Here is a 14,187-nt window from a genome sequence, read left to right as displayed (position 1 = left end):
TTGATTAACGACCAATCCCTAGAATGCCCCATATGCTTGAAAACGTTCGTTAACCACGGCCGACCTAGGGTCTCGTCATGTGTGAGCCGTGAGCAGCAACTTGAGGGTCACATTCATCATTGAGGACCCTGTATTATGAAAATTCGTGGCAAGATTTATTTGATCGTCGGCATCATGAGCATGATCACCCTCATGGTGACAGGCATCGCGCTTACGGTCGTCAAGCAATACAATTCAGAACTTGAGAAATTTGACGTGGCATCGGATCGTGCCTTCAACGGCGAACACCTGAACCGCCTCGTGACAGCGGTGGTGATGGATGCCCGCGGCATCTACGCCGCCCCGACTGCCGAAAAGGCCGTTCCCTTCGCCGAGGGCATTGCGAAGAGCCTCGACAAGATTGATGTACTTCTGACGGATTGGCGCCCGCTGGTTCCGGCCGAGCAGATTGCCGCGTTCGATGCCGTTGTGAGCAAAGCCGCCGAGTTCCGCACCTTCCGCTCCGAAACGGCACGCCTCAGCCAGGAAGTCTCGCCGAAGGCTGCAAACGAGCAGGGCAACAACGACGCAAACCGCGCCAACCGCAAGGCCTTCCAGGCTGAGATCGATGACGTGGTCGCAACCGACCTTGCCGCGCTGGATGCAATCCAGGCGGAAATCAATGGCATCGAAGGCAAGATGATCGTGCTCGTATTGCTAACGGCAGGCATTGGCCTTGCCATCGGCGTCGGCACCGCCTTCTACATCGGCACCAATCAGCTCAGCCGCCCGATCCTCGAACTGACGGACTCCATGAAGAGCCTTGCCTCCGGCGATCTCGACGCAGCCGTACCCTTCTCGGGCCGCAAGGACGAAATCGGCGTAATGGCCGGTGCCGTGGAGGTCTTCAAACGCAACGGCCTGGCCGTGCGCGAACTGAACGCCCAGGAAAGCGCGCTGCGCGAAAAAAGCGCCGATCTTCAGTCGAGCATCGCAACGGTCGTTTCGGCTGCTGCTGCCGGTGACTTTACACACCGCATCAACAAGGACTACGGCAACGCCGATCTCAATCGCTTTGCCGGCAGCGTCAACGAGCTGGTCGGCAGCGTCGATACCGGCGTCAACGAAACCCGCCGTGTCATCGCCAGCCTCTCCGTCGGCGACCTGACCCAGGCCATGAACGGCCAGTTCCAGGGCGCCTTCGCGGAACTGCAGCGCAATGTCAACGACACCTTTGCGATCCTGCAAAAGACCATGCGCGAGGTTCGCGCCACCACAGACAGCATCAACGGCAACTCCTCCGAACTGCGTTCGGCAACCGACGACCTGTCCAAGCGTACCGAACAGCAGGCAGCTGCGCTCGAGGAAACGTCCGCAGCGCTCGAGGAAATCACCGCTGCCGTACGCAACTCGACGGAACGCGCCCAGGAAGCAACCGTAATGGTCACCGAGGCCAAGCAGAGTGCTGCTCAATCAGCAGCCGTCGTGCGCAACGCCGTCGATGCCATGGGCCGCATCGAGCAGGCCTCCAGCGAAATCGGCCAGATCACCAACGTCATCGACGAGATCGCCTTCCAGACCAACCTGCTTGCGCTCAACGCCGGTGTCGAAGCCGCCCGCGCAGGTGATGCCGGCAAGGGCTTTGCCGTCGTGGCACAGGAAGTTCGGGAGCTTGCCCAGCGTGCGGCAAGCGCTGCCAAGGACATCAAGGCCCTGATCAGCAAATCGGGCTCGGAAGTCGCAACCGGCGTAAAGCTGGTACAGGAAACCGGCGAAGTGCTCGGCCAGATCGAAAGCCGCGTCCTGAAGATCAACGACCACATCCATTCGATCGCCACGGCCGCCCGCGAGCAATCGACCGGGCTCGGCGAAGTCTCGACCGCCGTCAACCAGATGGATCAGGTTACCCAGCAGAACGCAGCCATGGTCGAAGAGGCCAATGCCGCGACCCACAAGCTTTCGAGCGAAGCCGACAGCCTGGCGCACCTCATCTCGCACTTCAAGCTGGATGATGGCCGTCAGATGTCCGCTCCCGCCATTGCCCGCGATACGGCCCGCCCGGTGGCATCGCCGGCACGGCGCATGATGGGCTCAGTCGCCCGCGCCTTTGGCGGCGGCTCTGAAAACGCCGCTATTGCCAAGGACAACTGGGAAGAATTCTGATCCTTCCAGCACCTGCCTTATGCTTCAAATCCCGCGGCCCCGGCCGCGGGATTTTCGTTTCTGCAGATATTTTGGCATGCGGAACAAGCCGGGATTCAACCGTTTTCCGGCTAGCGCTTTGATGTCGCATACGGTTTCCCGCTGGCGCGCATTGGAAAATCAAACCGCCTCTTCTAATATACCGTGGCATTACAAAACCACACGCGCAGATTTGCCGTATAGGTTATGCAGCAGCGTGAGTTGAATCAGCGCGGAACCGAGCGACGATGACAAGGCCAGTACCAGCAACAGGATCCGGCGATCCTCCACAGCAGAGGGTCGGCGTCTTGCGAGGTCTTTCCGGCAAGCTTCTGCTGCTGACGATCGTCTCGGTCATGCTGGCTGAAATTCTGATCTTCGTCCCCTCCGTCGCCAATATGCGTGTACGCTGGCTGCAGGACCGGCTGAACACGGCAGCCGCGGCCGGCGTTGTCGTGGACGGCCTGGAAAACATCGAACTTCCACGACCTCTGCAGGACGAAACATTGATGGCGACGGATACCAAGGCCATCGTCCTGCGCCGCAAGGAAGAATCGCGCCTGATCGCAGCTGTCGACATGCCACCGGAAGTCGACGCGAAATACGATCTCTCCGCCGTCATGCCCGTCGAGGCTATCCGCGACGCCTTTGATACGCTGCTCTTCGGTGGAAACAAGATCATCCGCGTCTACGGGCCGCTTGGCGAAAGCGACGCAACCATCGAGCTGGTGATGTCCGACCGCAACTTGTACAAGGCGATGCTGGTCTATGCCCGCAACGTCTTCTTCCTGTCGATCGGCCTGTCACTGTTCACTGCGACGCTGATTTTTGTCGCCATCAACCGCATCATGATTGCGCCCATCCGGCGGATGACCGCAAGCATGCAGTCCTTTTCTGCGGATCCGTCCGATCCCTCGCGGGTATTGGCGGCTTCGTCCGGCCGGGACGAATTGTCGCTCGCCGAACAACATCTGGCCGCAATGCAGCTGCATCTGCAAAAGACCCTGAAAAGCCAGAAGAACCTTGCGGATCTCGGCCTCGCCGTGTCGAAGATCAACCACGACATGCGCAACATCCTGTCGTCGGCGCAGCTCATTTCCGACCGCCTCTCGGACGTCGATGATCCCATCGTCAAACGGTTTGCGCCGACACTGTTGCGCACCATCGATCGCGCTGTGGGCTACACCACCGAGGTCCTCTCCTATGGCCGAACAACCGAGCAGGAGCCGCATCGACGTTTTCTGGCGCTTCGTCCTCTTGTGAGCGACGTCGCCGAGATTCTCGCCATAGATCCCGCCTCCGGCATCGATTTCAGGCTGCAGATTCCCGAGGACCTGCAGGTCGATGCAGACAGCGAGCAACTTTTCCGCGTCGTGCACAATATCTGCAGGAATGCCGTGCAGGCGCTGATGAACGATACGGAAAACGAAGGGCCACGTATCGTGACCGTCTCGGCCGTGCGCACCGGCAGCGTCGTTTCCATCAGCGTCGATGATACAGGGCCAGGCATGCCGCAGAAAGCACGGGAGAACCTGTTCTCCGCCTTCCGCGGTTCGGCGCGCTCCGGCGGAACCGGCCTCGGCCTTGCGATCGCGCGCGAGCTTGTCGTTGCCCATGGCGGAAGGATCGCGCTCGTTGAAAAGCCTTCGCCGGGGACGCTGTTCGAGATCGAACTTCCGGATCGGGCCGTACCACTCGATGTCTTCCGCTCGCGCGCAAGACGCTGAACAGATCCTGTTTCTCTTCATGTGAACGGAATGCCACAGCGAGGTGACGCCGCCCCGGATCGCTGCTGCAGAGAATTTCGATGAACTTTCAAAGCGATAATTCTGTTTTACAGTCGAAAAGCAAAATTTCTTCGGAAATTCGCTTGCAATCCCAGACTGGACGTTTTAGAGGATCGCCACGCAAGCGGTTGACGCCGCAGCGACATGCACCCGTAGCTCAGCTGGATAGAGCACCAGACTACGAATCTGGGGGTCGGACGTTCGAATCGTTCCGGGTGCGCCATTTACCTTCAACGCCTTACAATCATTCTGCTTCATTTGAACTCTCCTGTTTTGCAGGCCGTTTTGCAAAATCGGTTTCCAAAACGTTCTCGAATTTGGCAATGGCGTTGTCAGCCATGGTGCTGGTGCGTGCCAGATACTTGTCCAGAATGTCCTGCGCGCGCTTGAGAGAGTGGCCGGTGATCGAGACGATTTCCCCAAGATTGCATTGAGCTTGAAAGAGCAGCGTCACAGTCGTGCCGCGAATGTCGTGGAAGTGCAGGTCGGTGATCCCGGCTTGCTTGCACGTTTCTTCCCATAACTGCGCGAAGTAGCGCTTCTGGAAGGCGCGGCCGGTCTTGGTGGTCAGGATCAACGGCGAACGCTTCTGGAGGCCGTCAAGCGTCGCCTTGAGGGCGCTCGTGCATTTGATCGGGATCAGGCGGCCTTCAAGCTTTCCACGTCGGGCCTTTCCCTGACGAAGGACGATGTGCGTACCGTTGTAAGCGCTCCAGGGAAGCTTCAGGATATCGCCCTGCCGCTGCCCGGTGTGAAGTGCCAGAACGAGGGCGAGCTGCATCTCCGGGCTCGCCACGGCCATGAAGGCGTCCACGTGGTCCGGAAGCCAGATCATTTCCGAGCGGTCGCTTTGATAGGCGCGCTCGAAACCGTCGAGGACGTTCACCTTCAAGGGACCATCTTTCGCCGCCCATGAGAGCACGCGCGCCAAGATCGTTACGCGATTATCGGATTCACGAGGCTTTTCTTCCGAATACTGGTCATGCCACTTGATGACGTCGCGACGGAACGCCTTGTCTTCAAGCGCGGCATGAGGACACGTGCCGTAGGTATCCTCCCAGAATTTGAAGACGCGGCGATACTCCGAGCGGGTGGAGGTCGCGAGTTTCCGCCACTGCTTCGTTTCCTCGAACTCACGCATGAGGCCCGCGAGCGTTCCAGTGTCACGCTTACGGGCCTTCTCCAGAGCCTTGGCGATCGCGGCCATGAATTCCGGCGATCCCGGATCGCCGTCAAGTCTCGCTCCGGTGGCGCGATGATAGTAATACGTTGCGACGTCTCCGCTCGCGAGCGTGCGTTTGACCGTGTTAATTCCGCTTAGCTTTGTTCGCATTTTCTGTCTTCCATTTCTCGAAAGGCGACGTCGCCGCCTCCGTTGCGCTGGTATCCGGTTCGCCGCCGCCAAACACGTCGAACACGATTCCGCCGTCCATTGTGGTGGAGAAGCGCGCGCGTTCGAAACCAGCCGCCTTCGCCGCCTTGAGAAGTCGTGTTGCGTCAGACTGCTTGATTGCGGCCTTCCGGGTTGCCATCACGGGTCCTCTTCATTGTTCAACGGGTCCGCCTGGCGGTTTCCGGCCTCGGTCATGTTCAACGGCGAGAGATATTCGTTGCCACCGTTAATCATCGGCATGTTTTCCCAGCCGCGAATTTCGTTGACCGACAGCCAGCCGCCGTTCCGGCCTACACTGTAGGCATCATAGCGGGCCTTCAGGTCGCCGCGCAGCAGGCCCGCCAGGTCGTGCTCGATGAAGAGCGTCTTGCCGCTCTGTACGGTCAGCAGCGAGGCATTCATGGCCTGTTCGATTCGACGCGCCATGGGAGCCAGGCACCGTACGACGAGAGCGCGGCTCTCCTGATCGCTGTTCGAATAGGTCGCGTTGTCGGTGATACCTGCCACGGTCGGCGGCACGCCCCAGATGCGGCAGATATCCAGATTGGTGAGCTTCCGGCTCTCGAGAAATTCGGCATCCTTCGAACTGAAGGAGAAGGACTTCCAGTCGGTCCCGCCGTCGAGCACGAGAATGCCGCGCGTCGAGAGATCGGAGTTTACCTTGGCTTCCATCCTGTCGAGAACGGACTGGCGCTGATCCTTGCCAATCACGTTGGGGAATATCAGCGCACCTTCCGGTAGAAAGCTTTTCGATGCCTGCTTGGCGGCCGTCTCCTGCTGTGTGAGCGCAAGGCTGAACGTCTCGCGGGCAATCTGGATCGGTGAAAGGCCCATTACGCCGTCACGGGCGAGACGATAGCGCAGATGCAGGATTTCTTCCTGTAGGTAAACGCGAACGCCGCCCCGGTCGCTGGAAACACGATAACGAAGGCGGCCGCTCTCCAGCCGCTCGACGGCAACCTGGCCCGGATCGAGGGGATAAAGAGCCGAAACCTGCCCGCGTCCGTTCCATTCAAGACGGGCGAAGGCGTTGCCGGCGATCATCACCGAAGCCACCAAAGCCTCACGCGCCTCGTATGCCGTCATGGTCGGATTCGCCACATCGTGCAGCACGCCATAAAGCGGGTGGTCGGTCTCACGTTCGCGCCCGCCGTTGTCAGTGCGACGATAGAGGTTCAACGGCGTTGCGGCGAGGTTCTGGCTCACGATGGAGATGCAGGCATGCGCGGTGGCGATTCCACTGGCGCGTACGGGATCGACATAACCGCCGAGACCGCCGGTAAGGCCAAACCATTCCGCAAGATATGGATCGTTGGATTGAATGGGCGCACGCTTTTCACGGCCAAGGATGCGATCGATCAACTTCATTGGGACAGCTCCAGGAGGCGCAAGGCGCGTTCCGCGTAGGAGCGGAACGGCGACGGAAGGAAAAGGGATCGGGCCTGGATGATCGTGGCATCATAGGCGGGCCATGCCATCACAGCAGAGATTTCGTGAAGCTCGACGGCGCGTAGCTCGCGACGGTCGCCGTCGCGTTTCTCGTCCAGCGCCGTGAAGCCAAAACTCATCCCGCCAACGTCACCACGTTCGGCAAGAGCGAGCACGTCGCGGCCGGATGTCGTATCCGGCACATCGAGGTCGAAGGCGAGCCCCCGGCTATCTTCCGAAAGCCTCAACGTGCCGGAACGGGTGCGGGCGAGCACGCGACCCGGATCATGATCGACCAGTGCCAACACATCCGCCCTGGTGCGAAGTGTGGCTGAGAAGGCCCCCGGCGCGATGGTCTCGGTAAAGCGCCCGCCAATGTCGGCGGGCTTGGAAAAGATTGCCGCATAGCCTTCGAGGCGACGGCCTTTTGCGCGGACTTCGATGGCGAAGCCGCGTTTTTCAAAGCTGGTCATATTCCGTGCTCCCGGTGAGGGGCAATCAGCCGGTCAAGACCCAATGGGGTAATTTCGACGGAGACGCCGATGGTTGTTGCCTCACGATTTCCATAGAAATGGCCGACAAGCAGCAGCATGGCCACATCGATATCTTCTGAGGGAGGATCGGCGTCCACATCGACGCCGATCCTCCGCAGGTGCGCGGCCGCAGCAGCGATATACCGCTCGATGCTCGCGTCGTCGTCGTTAAAGTCAACGCGGAGTTGAGCCTTTGCGTCATCGAGCGAAATCATGGCTCAAATCTCCGCGTAGGCGAATGCCTTGGGATGACGCACAGCAACGTCGGCATCGAGGAAGGCATGGAGAAGAGCGCCGCCGTTCGAAGCAACGTCGGGGTGGTACGGGTTGATCAGGATATCTACCGCGCTCCAATAACCCAGGTACAACTCGCTCCACTGGCCGTAGATCAACGCGGACTTGTCAGTAGTTACACCGATATCCATCGGTACCTGCGTCGAGACCTCGACGCGGCCATCGTGGAACAGCTCGGCGGCGGAGATGACGTGCTCATCCGCATCCTTGATCTTGCGAACCGTCTTCATGACCGTGGGATTGGTCAGGAAGGCTGCCGTTCCGGTCACGTCGTCCAGCTCCAGTTCGGAAATCAGGTTCGCCGTGGTATCGGAGAATGCGGTTTCCGTCGTTACCATCGCGACGCCAACCGTGTGCAGGATGCCCAGCGGGATCGGAGCAACGCCGCTGCCTTTGATTGCCGCTGCATCGAGTGCCTGTGCCAGCAGGAAGCCCAGATCACGCCGCAGTAAGTCTTCGATGGCGGTATTGGACTGGAGCATGAGGCGACGGGAGAGGCCATATTCGGCCGTGACCGTCTTCGGAGCCATGGACACCTTGTCGAAGGTTGCGGCGGAGCGGGTGGCATTTCCGTCCTCCGCGACCCAGCTTGCCGTGCCGCTCGTCGCGAGGTTCGGCAGGTCGAGGAAGCCGGTCAGGCCGCGGAGCACGGTCGCCCCCATGCTCTCGACTTTGAGTGCGGGCCGGAAGCGATCGGCAACTGCCGCGAGGTTCGTGGCGACCGTGTAGCCGCCCGCCGACGGCGTACCGACCGTCTGGCTGCGCTGTTCGATGCCGCCAAGCAGGATTTGAGAAGGTACAGCCAGGTGGATGCCGGAAGCGCCAGAGCGGCTTTCCCGGCCGCGCTTCAATTCCTGATCGACTTCCGCTTCACGGCCGGTCAAACGGCCGGTGAGTGCCCCATTGATGGCCGACGCCAACGAATAGTTGCGCAACTCGCGGTCAAGCTCGCCACCGCTGACCGTTTCGCCGCGTTGTTCTTCACGCTCGAGAGCGGCAAAGCGCTCCTCGCGGGAAATCTGCCCGGCAATGTCGGTGACTTCGGTTTCCAGCGCTGTGAAGCGCTGCATTTCGTTGTCCTCCATCTTGTCCTTCTGATGGAGGGTGCGCATTTCGGCCATCTTGGCGGCACGCTTTTCGCGCAATTCGATAAGCTTTTTCATGGGTAACTCCGTTGGGTTGATGGCCGTCCGGAGGAAATCAAGCGGTAGTCGGTTAGAGGGATCGGAACAGTTTCAGAAAAATCGCCAGCCTGTGCCCCTTGTCTGGTCCTTTGGGACACCCCGCGCCTCCAGAGAGGCACTTTCCAACTTTCGTCTCGGCCCGCTGGCGGAGCCGTTGCTTGATGGCACGGGGAAGCTTGTCTACTCGTCGAATGCGCCAAGAGCGGAACGCCGCTCCTGGCGCGAAAGGGTGTCGTCTCGCCATGCGCGCTTGCATCCGTGCGCAACGGATGCACCACCTTCCCCAGGCGAGACGACAGGCCATACGCAGCCGTTGGGGTCGAGGTGGATTGCGGAAATCATTTGGCGTCATCCTCGCCGCCATACGTCACACTCTCGTTAGCGCGTTCGAAGGCAGTGCGAAGGACGCTTGCAACGTCGATTGAAATATATACGGGTGCAGGCTCATGCTCGCGCCGAAGAGTGGCGACCCCACTGGGAAGTGCAGGGTCAAACTCCGCATCTCCGGGCGACGCACGATCCGGAAAGTCCTTGGCAATCATCTTTTTCCGGTCCAAGTCGCTTTCCCACAGCGCAACCAGCTTCATGTGCCACTGATCACCATCGCGGTGAAGGTAGAGCCGGTGGCCACCCCACATCATCGCCAGCGATCCGACCGGCATATCACCATCGTCGAGCTCCGCAATTTTGTGCATCGGGAAGAAATGATCGCTCATGATGGTGTTGGCGATCCCGCCTGCCGTGGGCACGTCCACGCCGAAATTCACCAGCGAGCGCACAAGGGCTAGGATCGCAATATCGAGGAAGCTGTATTCGGTCCAGCCGCCGCCTATAAGCTTCGGCGTATGGATTTCAACAAGGCCGCGCTGCAACCACAAACGGACAGCTTTCGGTGTTGAGCCGATGGCATAAACTACATCGGAGAACCGAAGCTTTTTCGACAAGGTGGCGTTCATATATCCGGCCTCAGTTGAGAAACTAATACAAATGTGCTCTTTTGAGGTCAATCAGTCAAGGATATTTGTGCTCACGTGAGGCATTTTCCCGAATTTCAATGTAAGGTCGGCCGCATTGGCTCAGAATCCTCGCTGTCGGTCGGCATTGGCCTGTCGTCGCCAATTACCTTGAACAGATCGCGAAGATTCTGGTCGAGGATGATGTTCGCCTGCTTCACGCCGCGCAGGTCACCGAGAAGGAAGCCGAACGCGAAAGCAATGCCGGCCGTGAGCATAAGATCGATCATCCCGCCGCCGCCTCTAGGGCCGGCACAGCCCGCTTTGAATGGAAACGGTCAGTCTGACATTGCAGGACAGAAGACAGCAGAGGGGCTTTAGAAAGCTCTAGGGGGCCGATCTGGCCATCAATTATTCTCTTCGCCAGAAGACAAGAAGCGCCGTCCTGGCACTTAAGGCAGTCACAAATTACAAGAAAAGCCTGCTTCTGCTGGAACGACAGCGAACTGAATTCGCACCTACCCCAGATCATCGTACTTCATGCCTCGCGCTGTTCCCTATGTCGTTGAGGCCAAGCAAATCTCGGAGATCGTGGATTTTATCGAGAAGGAGGAGGCGGCTGGCTGTCATCCCGCCCTCCGCTCGATTGCACGGAAGTTCTGATCGATATCGAGGCCGAGGCTCCGGGCGCGGTCTCGTGCGATCAAGGCAAGCGCATTGATCCTATCAAGCTCTGCTTCGCTCCTATCATCGCACGCGAGGGGAAATTCCATGATCAAATCCGAAATGGTGGCTAGCAGGTGAAACAAGCGCCAGACTTCAGCCTGCACATCGGCGAGGGTGTCATTATTGGGCATCCGTTCGGCGGCGGCCGGAACATCAGTGTTCGGCATGGGTAGCTCCCGGTTGTCGAAAATTGGGATGGGTTTTTCGGCCAGCCTCCGCAAGCGTCGGTCGCGCTACCGTCTCGCGTGCGAACCAGGTGAGAGAAGATTCTTCATCGCCGTCGTTTTCCCCCGCGTCATCCCATTCAAGGTTTTCGTCACCGTCGAAGTGGTCGAGCACAGAAAGCAGGTGCTCAATCGTATTCTCGATTTGCTTCCGCATCGCCGGCGTCAGCTCGACAATGCGGACGTAGTTGTCCTGTTCGCGAAAACGGTATCCCATCGCGTTGCCTCGTGTTAGTTTGTGCAAATCGCACTTGTGATTATTGCACTTGTGCATTTAGCATAGGGAACTGGTCTTGTGAAGCCTGCACAAGTGAGAATGGCACGCGCCGCGTTGAAATGGTCGTTAGAAGACCTTGCAAGAGCCGCTAACGTGCATAGAAACACGGTCAATAACTTCGAAAATGAGCGGTATGCGGGAACACCTGATGTTCTGGAGGCCATCCAAAGGGCGCTTGAACGGGCAGGCATGATTTTCGTGGCAGAGAACGGCGAAGGGCCAGGCGTCCGGCTCAAGAAAACCACGTAGCGAAACTCTTTCCACCTGGAAGGTTTTCGGGCCTGCTTGAAATCCAGATGAGGCCATTTAAACGTTCCCATCTGGAACGTTATTCGGGATGGATTGAGACTCTAATCCATCAGCTCCAGCAGGCAGGAAGGCATCGCATCCGGCTCATGTCGCCCTGAGACCTGCAAAGCCATTGCCAAGGCCACCAGGCCGTCAATGCGGCCGGTGGCTTTGCTCTTGTCGAGCTTCCGGCTCCCAGCCGGATCGCGCGTGATGACCGCATTCGAGGCGCACATATTTAGCACGGGATTGCCGCCGTGCCGAAGGAGCTTTTCGGCCACGCTACGCTCCAGCATATCGACAGCAGGAGACATGTCCTTGAAGCCCTGCCCGAACGGCTCCAGCGGCACGTTGCCGCCGAACAGGCCCAGCTCTCGTTTCAGATCCTCGATTCTCCATCTGTCATAGGCGACGGTCTGCAGGCTGTATGTCTGCGCCGCCTGCATGACGGCCTGCGCCACGAAGCCGGGATCGATGGTCGAGCCGGGAATGAGCGTGATATGGCCCTGCCGCGCCCACAAATCGTAAGGCACGCGATCCTCGTTCGACCGATCGACAATGTTCGCCTCCGGCATGAAAAACTGGCAGACGATATCGAAGCTGCGGCCCTCGCCGGGGAATGCCAGGACAAAAGCTGTCAGGTCACGAGAGCCGGAAAGGTCAAGCCCGGCATAGCATTCCCGGCCAGCCAGCGCGGCAAGCTCTGGCGCAGCGTTGCAGCGGTCCCATTCCGCCTTGTGAATGAAGCGAGAGGCGGCAGAGACGCGCTGATTGAGCATCAGGTTTCGAAACGCGCTTTCCTTCGACGGCACCAGCCGCGCCTGTGACGCCTGCCGCTCGACATCCTCCAGTGACCGGAAGTCGGCCAAAGCCGGGTTAGCCGCCGCCCATGCCTCGCGGCTCCATGGATCAGCGTCCGGTGGCGCAGCGTAGAGCGTCAGGTGGAAGCTCGGATCAATGATGTCTCCGGAGTTCACGCGCTCGCCATAGTCGATCAGCTCGGAGAAGACGTGGTGATCAGCCGCGGCTTGCGTCGAAATGCACATCATCAACGGATTTTTGCGTGCGCCGGTCGCGGTATCAAGCGCGTCAAACAGATCACGATTCGGGGCGCTTCCCAGTTCGTCATAGACGACGAAGCTCGGTGAAAGGCCCATTTTCGATCCCGCGTCCGAGGAGAGCGCGGCATAGATCGAGCCCTCGCCCTCGCCCGTTAGAACCTCGATCTGCTTGTTGAACTGAATTACGTTTGCTCGGTCATCAAGCTCCGAGTGTGCCGTCAGAATTGCGCGCATTTCCTGAAACAGCTTCGCCGCCTGGTCACGGGTGAGTGCGGCCGAATAGACTTCGCCACGCTGTTCCGATTCCGGCCCCATCAGGTGGCAGAGCGCCAGGCCGGCCGCAAGCTGCGTCTTGCCGTTCTTGCGCGCCATGGAAAGCACCGCCGTTCTGATCGGGCGCCCGCCGCCTGCATCTTCTGCATAGACCGCCATGAGGAATTTACGTTGCCATGTACGAATTTTCATAGTCGTGCCAGCCAGCGTGCCGGCTGTGATCGGCAGGTCTTCAAGAAAGGCAATCACTCGCTCGGCGCGCGACATCCCCGGCACATCCCATGGCATCGTCGGTCGTATGGCGATCTTGCCGCGCTCCGAAAGCGCCTTTGCTCCTATGCCCCGTGTTGCCATATCGTCGCCCTTGCGGGTCTCCATTCTTCACTTTTAGAATCTCATTCCAGAAAACCTGAAACTAAGTATATTTTGTTGGGGGACGTCGGTCTTGCCTAGAGCCGTTCTGGTGATTCTTGCCCCCTACCCTAGAACATTATTCCGGATTGCCATTTCTCGCGTGCCAGTCGTCAGCCGGATCAATCGGGTTTCCATTGAGGTCGAACCCCTTGAAGCGCCGGCCGGAGCCTGCCCGATCCTGTCGATCAACAGCACTCGTCTTCTCGTTGTGGCAGCGCTCGCAAAGGCTCATGAGACCAGACAAGGGAGGGAACGGGTCGCCGCCCGCCTTGATCGACTTCACATGGTCAACAGCGACGGCAAGCTTCGCCTGACCGCGCAGCTTGCACGCATAGCAGGCTGGATCAGTGGCAAGCTTGACCAACCGCAGCTTACGCCAGGCGCTGGTGTTGTACGGCCAGTCAGCCATAATTCGCCGCCTTTCGGATTGCGTCCCGCGCCTGCAAGAGGTCGCCGGGGTCGAGGTCGCCAGCCGCATAGCGCTCACGCAGATGGTGCAGCACTTCGTCGGGTAGTTGGGTAAGCATGTTCCATCCTGCGCCGCTGTCCCCGTTCCCAAGCAGATCAGCAAGAACTCGATCTGGCGGCTTTTTGCCCCCTCCAAAGCCACCCTTCAGGGGTATATGTTCTGCTTCGCAGAATATATTAGGGTTTGGCATGGCCGACTTAAGTGCTTGATTTATTTTGCCTTTCATCACTTCTGTGTTGCCATTTAGGTGACTATTCGGCAATCTATCTGGTCCACTTGCATTGCCGTCCGGCAATCTATCTGACGCAGAATTTACATTGCCGTCCGGCAACCTATCTCTGACCTTGGAGCCGATAGCGGCTGCATCCTTGTCAGCAACGTAGATGACGCGGAAACCCTTTCGGCGCTTGTCGTTCTCGTCGCGTAGTTCCTGTAGATATTTTCTATTGACCAATTTCGAGAGAGAATTACTGAGGCGTGTCGGGTCACATTTGACCATGGCTGCAAGTTTCTTTTGTCCAGCCCAGCAGCATTGCCCATTTCGCCCCATACGGTCGTGAGCTGCAACGACTCCGAGAACGCGGAAATCGAGGGCCGTAAGATCGTCGTCTGAAAGCACACGGCCAGGGAGGGCAACGAAGAAATTAAGCGTCGTCACCTTACTCATTGTTGCCACCGTATGCGAGACCGTGGGCCTGCTTAGAGGCCTCAATGGCTTCCAGA

16 protein-coding genes and 1 tRNA gene are annotated in these 14,187 nt (G+C 59.0%); 4 read left to right on the top strand and 13 right to left on the bottom strand.

What is annotated here, in order from left to right:
- Positions 1 to 135 precede the first annotated feature (135 nt).
- The 3 genes from QO002_RS04545 (at position 136) to QO002_RS04535 (ending at position 4,170) form a co-directional block, all read left to right on the top strand.
- A complete protein-coding gene (locus QO002_RS04545) occupies positions 136 to 2,142 on the top strand; it encodes a methyl-accepting chemotaxis protein (RefSeq protein WP_307227120.1) in 2,007 nt (668 codons plus the stop codon).
- A gap of 266 nt (positions 2,143 to 2,408) precedes the next feature.
- On the top strand, positions 2,409 to 3,887 hold the full coding sequence (locus QO002_RS04540) for an ATP-binding protein (RefSeq protein ID WP_307227118.1): 1,479 nt from the start codon (positions 2,409 to 2,411) through the stop codon (positions 3,885 to 3,887).
- A 206-nt stretch (positions 3,888 to 4,093) separates the two neighbouring features.
- Positions 4,094 to 4,170, top strand: a tRNA-Arg gene (locus tag QO002_RS04535).
- 21 nt (positions 4,171 to 4,191) lie between these two features.
- On the opposite strand, the gene QO002_RS04530 is transcribed toward QO002_RS04535, so the two are convergent.
- The 10 genes from QO002_RS04530 to QO002_RS04485 form a co-directional block, all read right to left on the bottom strand.
- Positions 4,192 to 5,280 carry a tyrosine-type recombinase/integrase gene (locus QO002_RS04530; RefSeq protein WP_307227116.1) on the bottom strand — a complete coding sequence of 363 codons (1,089 nt, stop codon included), beginning with the start codon at positions 5,278 to 5,280 and terminating at the stop codon, positions 4,192 to 4,194.
- Positions 5,255 to 5,479: a hypothetical protein gene (locus QO002_RS04525; protein ID WP_307227115.1), complete on the bottom strand. Its 225-nt coding sequence runs from the start codon at positions 5,477 to 5,479 to the stop codon at positions 5,255 to 5,257. Before QO002_RS04525 ends, QO002_RS04530 begins: the two co-directional genes overlap by 26 nt.
- Positions 5,479 to 6,708 (bottom strand): phage portal protein, encoded by a 1,230-nt coding sequence (locus tag QO002_RS04520; protein WP_307227113.1) that lies wholly within the window; start codon positions 6,706 to 6,708, stop codon positions 5,479 to 5,481. The genes QO002_RS04525 and QO002_RS04520 overlap by 1 nt, the downstream gene beginning before the upstream one ends.
- Positions 6,705 to 7,241, bottom strand: coding sequence for an HK97 family phage prohead protease (locus tag QO002_RS04515; RefSeq protein ID WP_307227110.1), 537 nt, complete (start codon positions 7,239 to 7,241; stop codon positions 6,705 to 6,707). Before QO002_RS04515 ends, QO002_RS04520 begins: the two co-directional genes overlap by 4 nt.
- Positions 7,238 to 7,516 carry a head-tail connector protein gene (locus QO002_RS04510; RefSeq protein WP_307227108.1) on the bottom strand — a complete coding sequence of 93 codons (279 nt, stop codon included), beginning with the start codon at positions 7,514 to 7,516 and terminating at the stop codon, positions 7,238 to 7,240. The genes QO002_RS04515 and QO002_RS04510 overlap by 4 nt, the downstream gene beginning before the upstream one ends.
- Positions 7,517 to 7,519: 3 nt before the next feature.
- Positions 7,520 to 8,758 (bottom strand): phage major capsid protein, encoded by a 1,239-nt coding sequence (locus QO002_RS04505; RefSeq protein ID WP_307227106.1) that lies wholly within the window; start codon positions 8,756 to 8,758, stop codon positions 7,520 to 7,522.
- A gap of 359 nt (positions 8,759 to 9,117) precedes the next feature.
- On the bottom strand, positions 9,118 to 9,786 hold the full coding sequence (locus QO002_RS04500; RefSeq protein WP_307227103.1) for a MerR family transcriptional regulator: 669 nt from the start codon (positions 9,784 to 9,786) through the stop codon (positions 9,118 to 9,120).
- A 44-nt stretch (positions 9,787 to 9,830) separates the two neighbouring features.
- Positions 9,831 to 10,022 carry a hypothetical protein gene (locus QO002_RS04495; protein WP_307227101.1) on the bottom strand — a complete coding sequence of 64 codons (192 nt, stop codon included), beginning with the start codon at positions 10,020 to 10,022 and terminating at the stop codon, positions 9,831 to 9,833.
- 336 nt (positions 10,023 to 10,358) lie between these two features.
- A complete protein-coding gene (locus QO002_RS04490) occupies positions 10,359 to 10,625 on the bottom strand; it encodes a hypothetical protein (RefSeq protein WP_307227099.1) in 267 nt (88 codons plus the stop codon).
- On the bottom strand, positions 10,612 to 10,899 hold the full coding sequence (locus tag QO002_RS04485; protein ID WP_307227097.1) for a hypothetical protein: 288 nt from the start codon (positions 10,897 to 10,899) through the stop codon (positions 10,612 to 10,614). Before QO002_RS04485 ends, QO002_RS04490 begins: the two co-directional genes overlap by 14 nt.
- A 99-nt stretch (positions 10,900 to 10,998) precedes the next feature.
- Here QO002_RS04485 and QO002_RS04480 point away from each other — a divergent pair, with 99 nt between their 5' ends.
- On the top strand, positions 10,999 to 11,208 hold the full coding sequence (locus tag QO002_RS04480) for a helix-turn-helix domain-containing protein (RefSeq protein ID WP_307227094.1): 210 nt from the start codon (positions 10,999 to 11,001) through the stop codon (positions 11,206 to 11,208).
- A 101-nt stretch (positions 11,209 to 11,309) separates the two neighbouring features.
- Here the strand turns inward: QO002_RS04480 and QO002_RS04475 are convergent, their stop codons facing one another.
- From QO002_RS04475 to QO002_RS04465, 3 genes are all read right to left on the bottom strand, one after another.
- Positions 11,310 to 12,959, bottom strand: coding sequence for a terminase large subunit (locus QO002_RS04475; protein WP_307227092.1), 1,650 nt, complete (start codon positions 12,957 to 12,959; stop codon positions 11,310 to 11,312).
- A gap of 112 nt (positions 12,960 to 13,071) precedes the next feature.
- On the bottom strand, positions 13,072 to 13,404 hold the full coding sequence (locus QO002_RS04470; RefSeq protein ID WP_307227090.1) for an HNH endonuclease: 333 nt from the start codon (positions 13,402 to 13,404) through the stop codon (positions 13,072 to 13,074).
- The gene (locus QO002_RS04465) at positions 13,397 to 14,131 is read right to left on the bottom strand and encodes a MarR family winged helix-turn-helix transcriptional regulator (protein WP_307227088.1); all 735 of its coding nucleotides are present in this window, start codon (positions 14,129 to 14,131) and stop codon (positions 13,397 to 13,399) included. Before QO002_RS04465 ends, QO002_RS04470 begins: the two co-directional genes overlap by 8 nt.
- Positions 14,132 to 14,187: the final 56 nt, after the last annotated feature.

This window comes from Pararhizobium capsulatum DSM 1112 (assembly GCF_030814475.1).
In the GTDB taxonomy this organism is placed as follows: domain Bacteria; phylum Pseudomonadota; class Alphaproteobacteria; order Rhizobiales; family Rhizobiaceae; genus Pararhizobium; species Pararhizobium capsulatum.
Note: the sequence above shows the minus strand (reverse complement) of the source record. Positions and strands in the feature narration are given on the sequence as shown.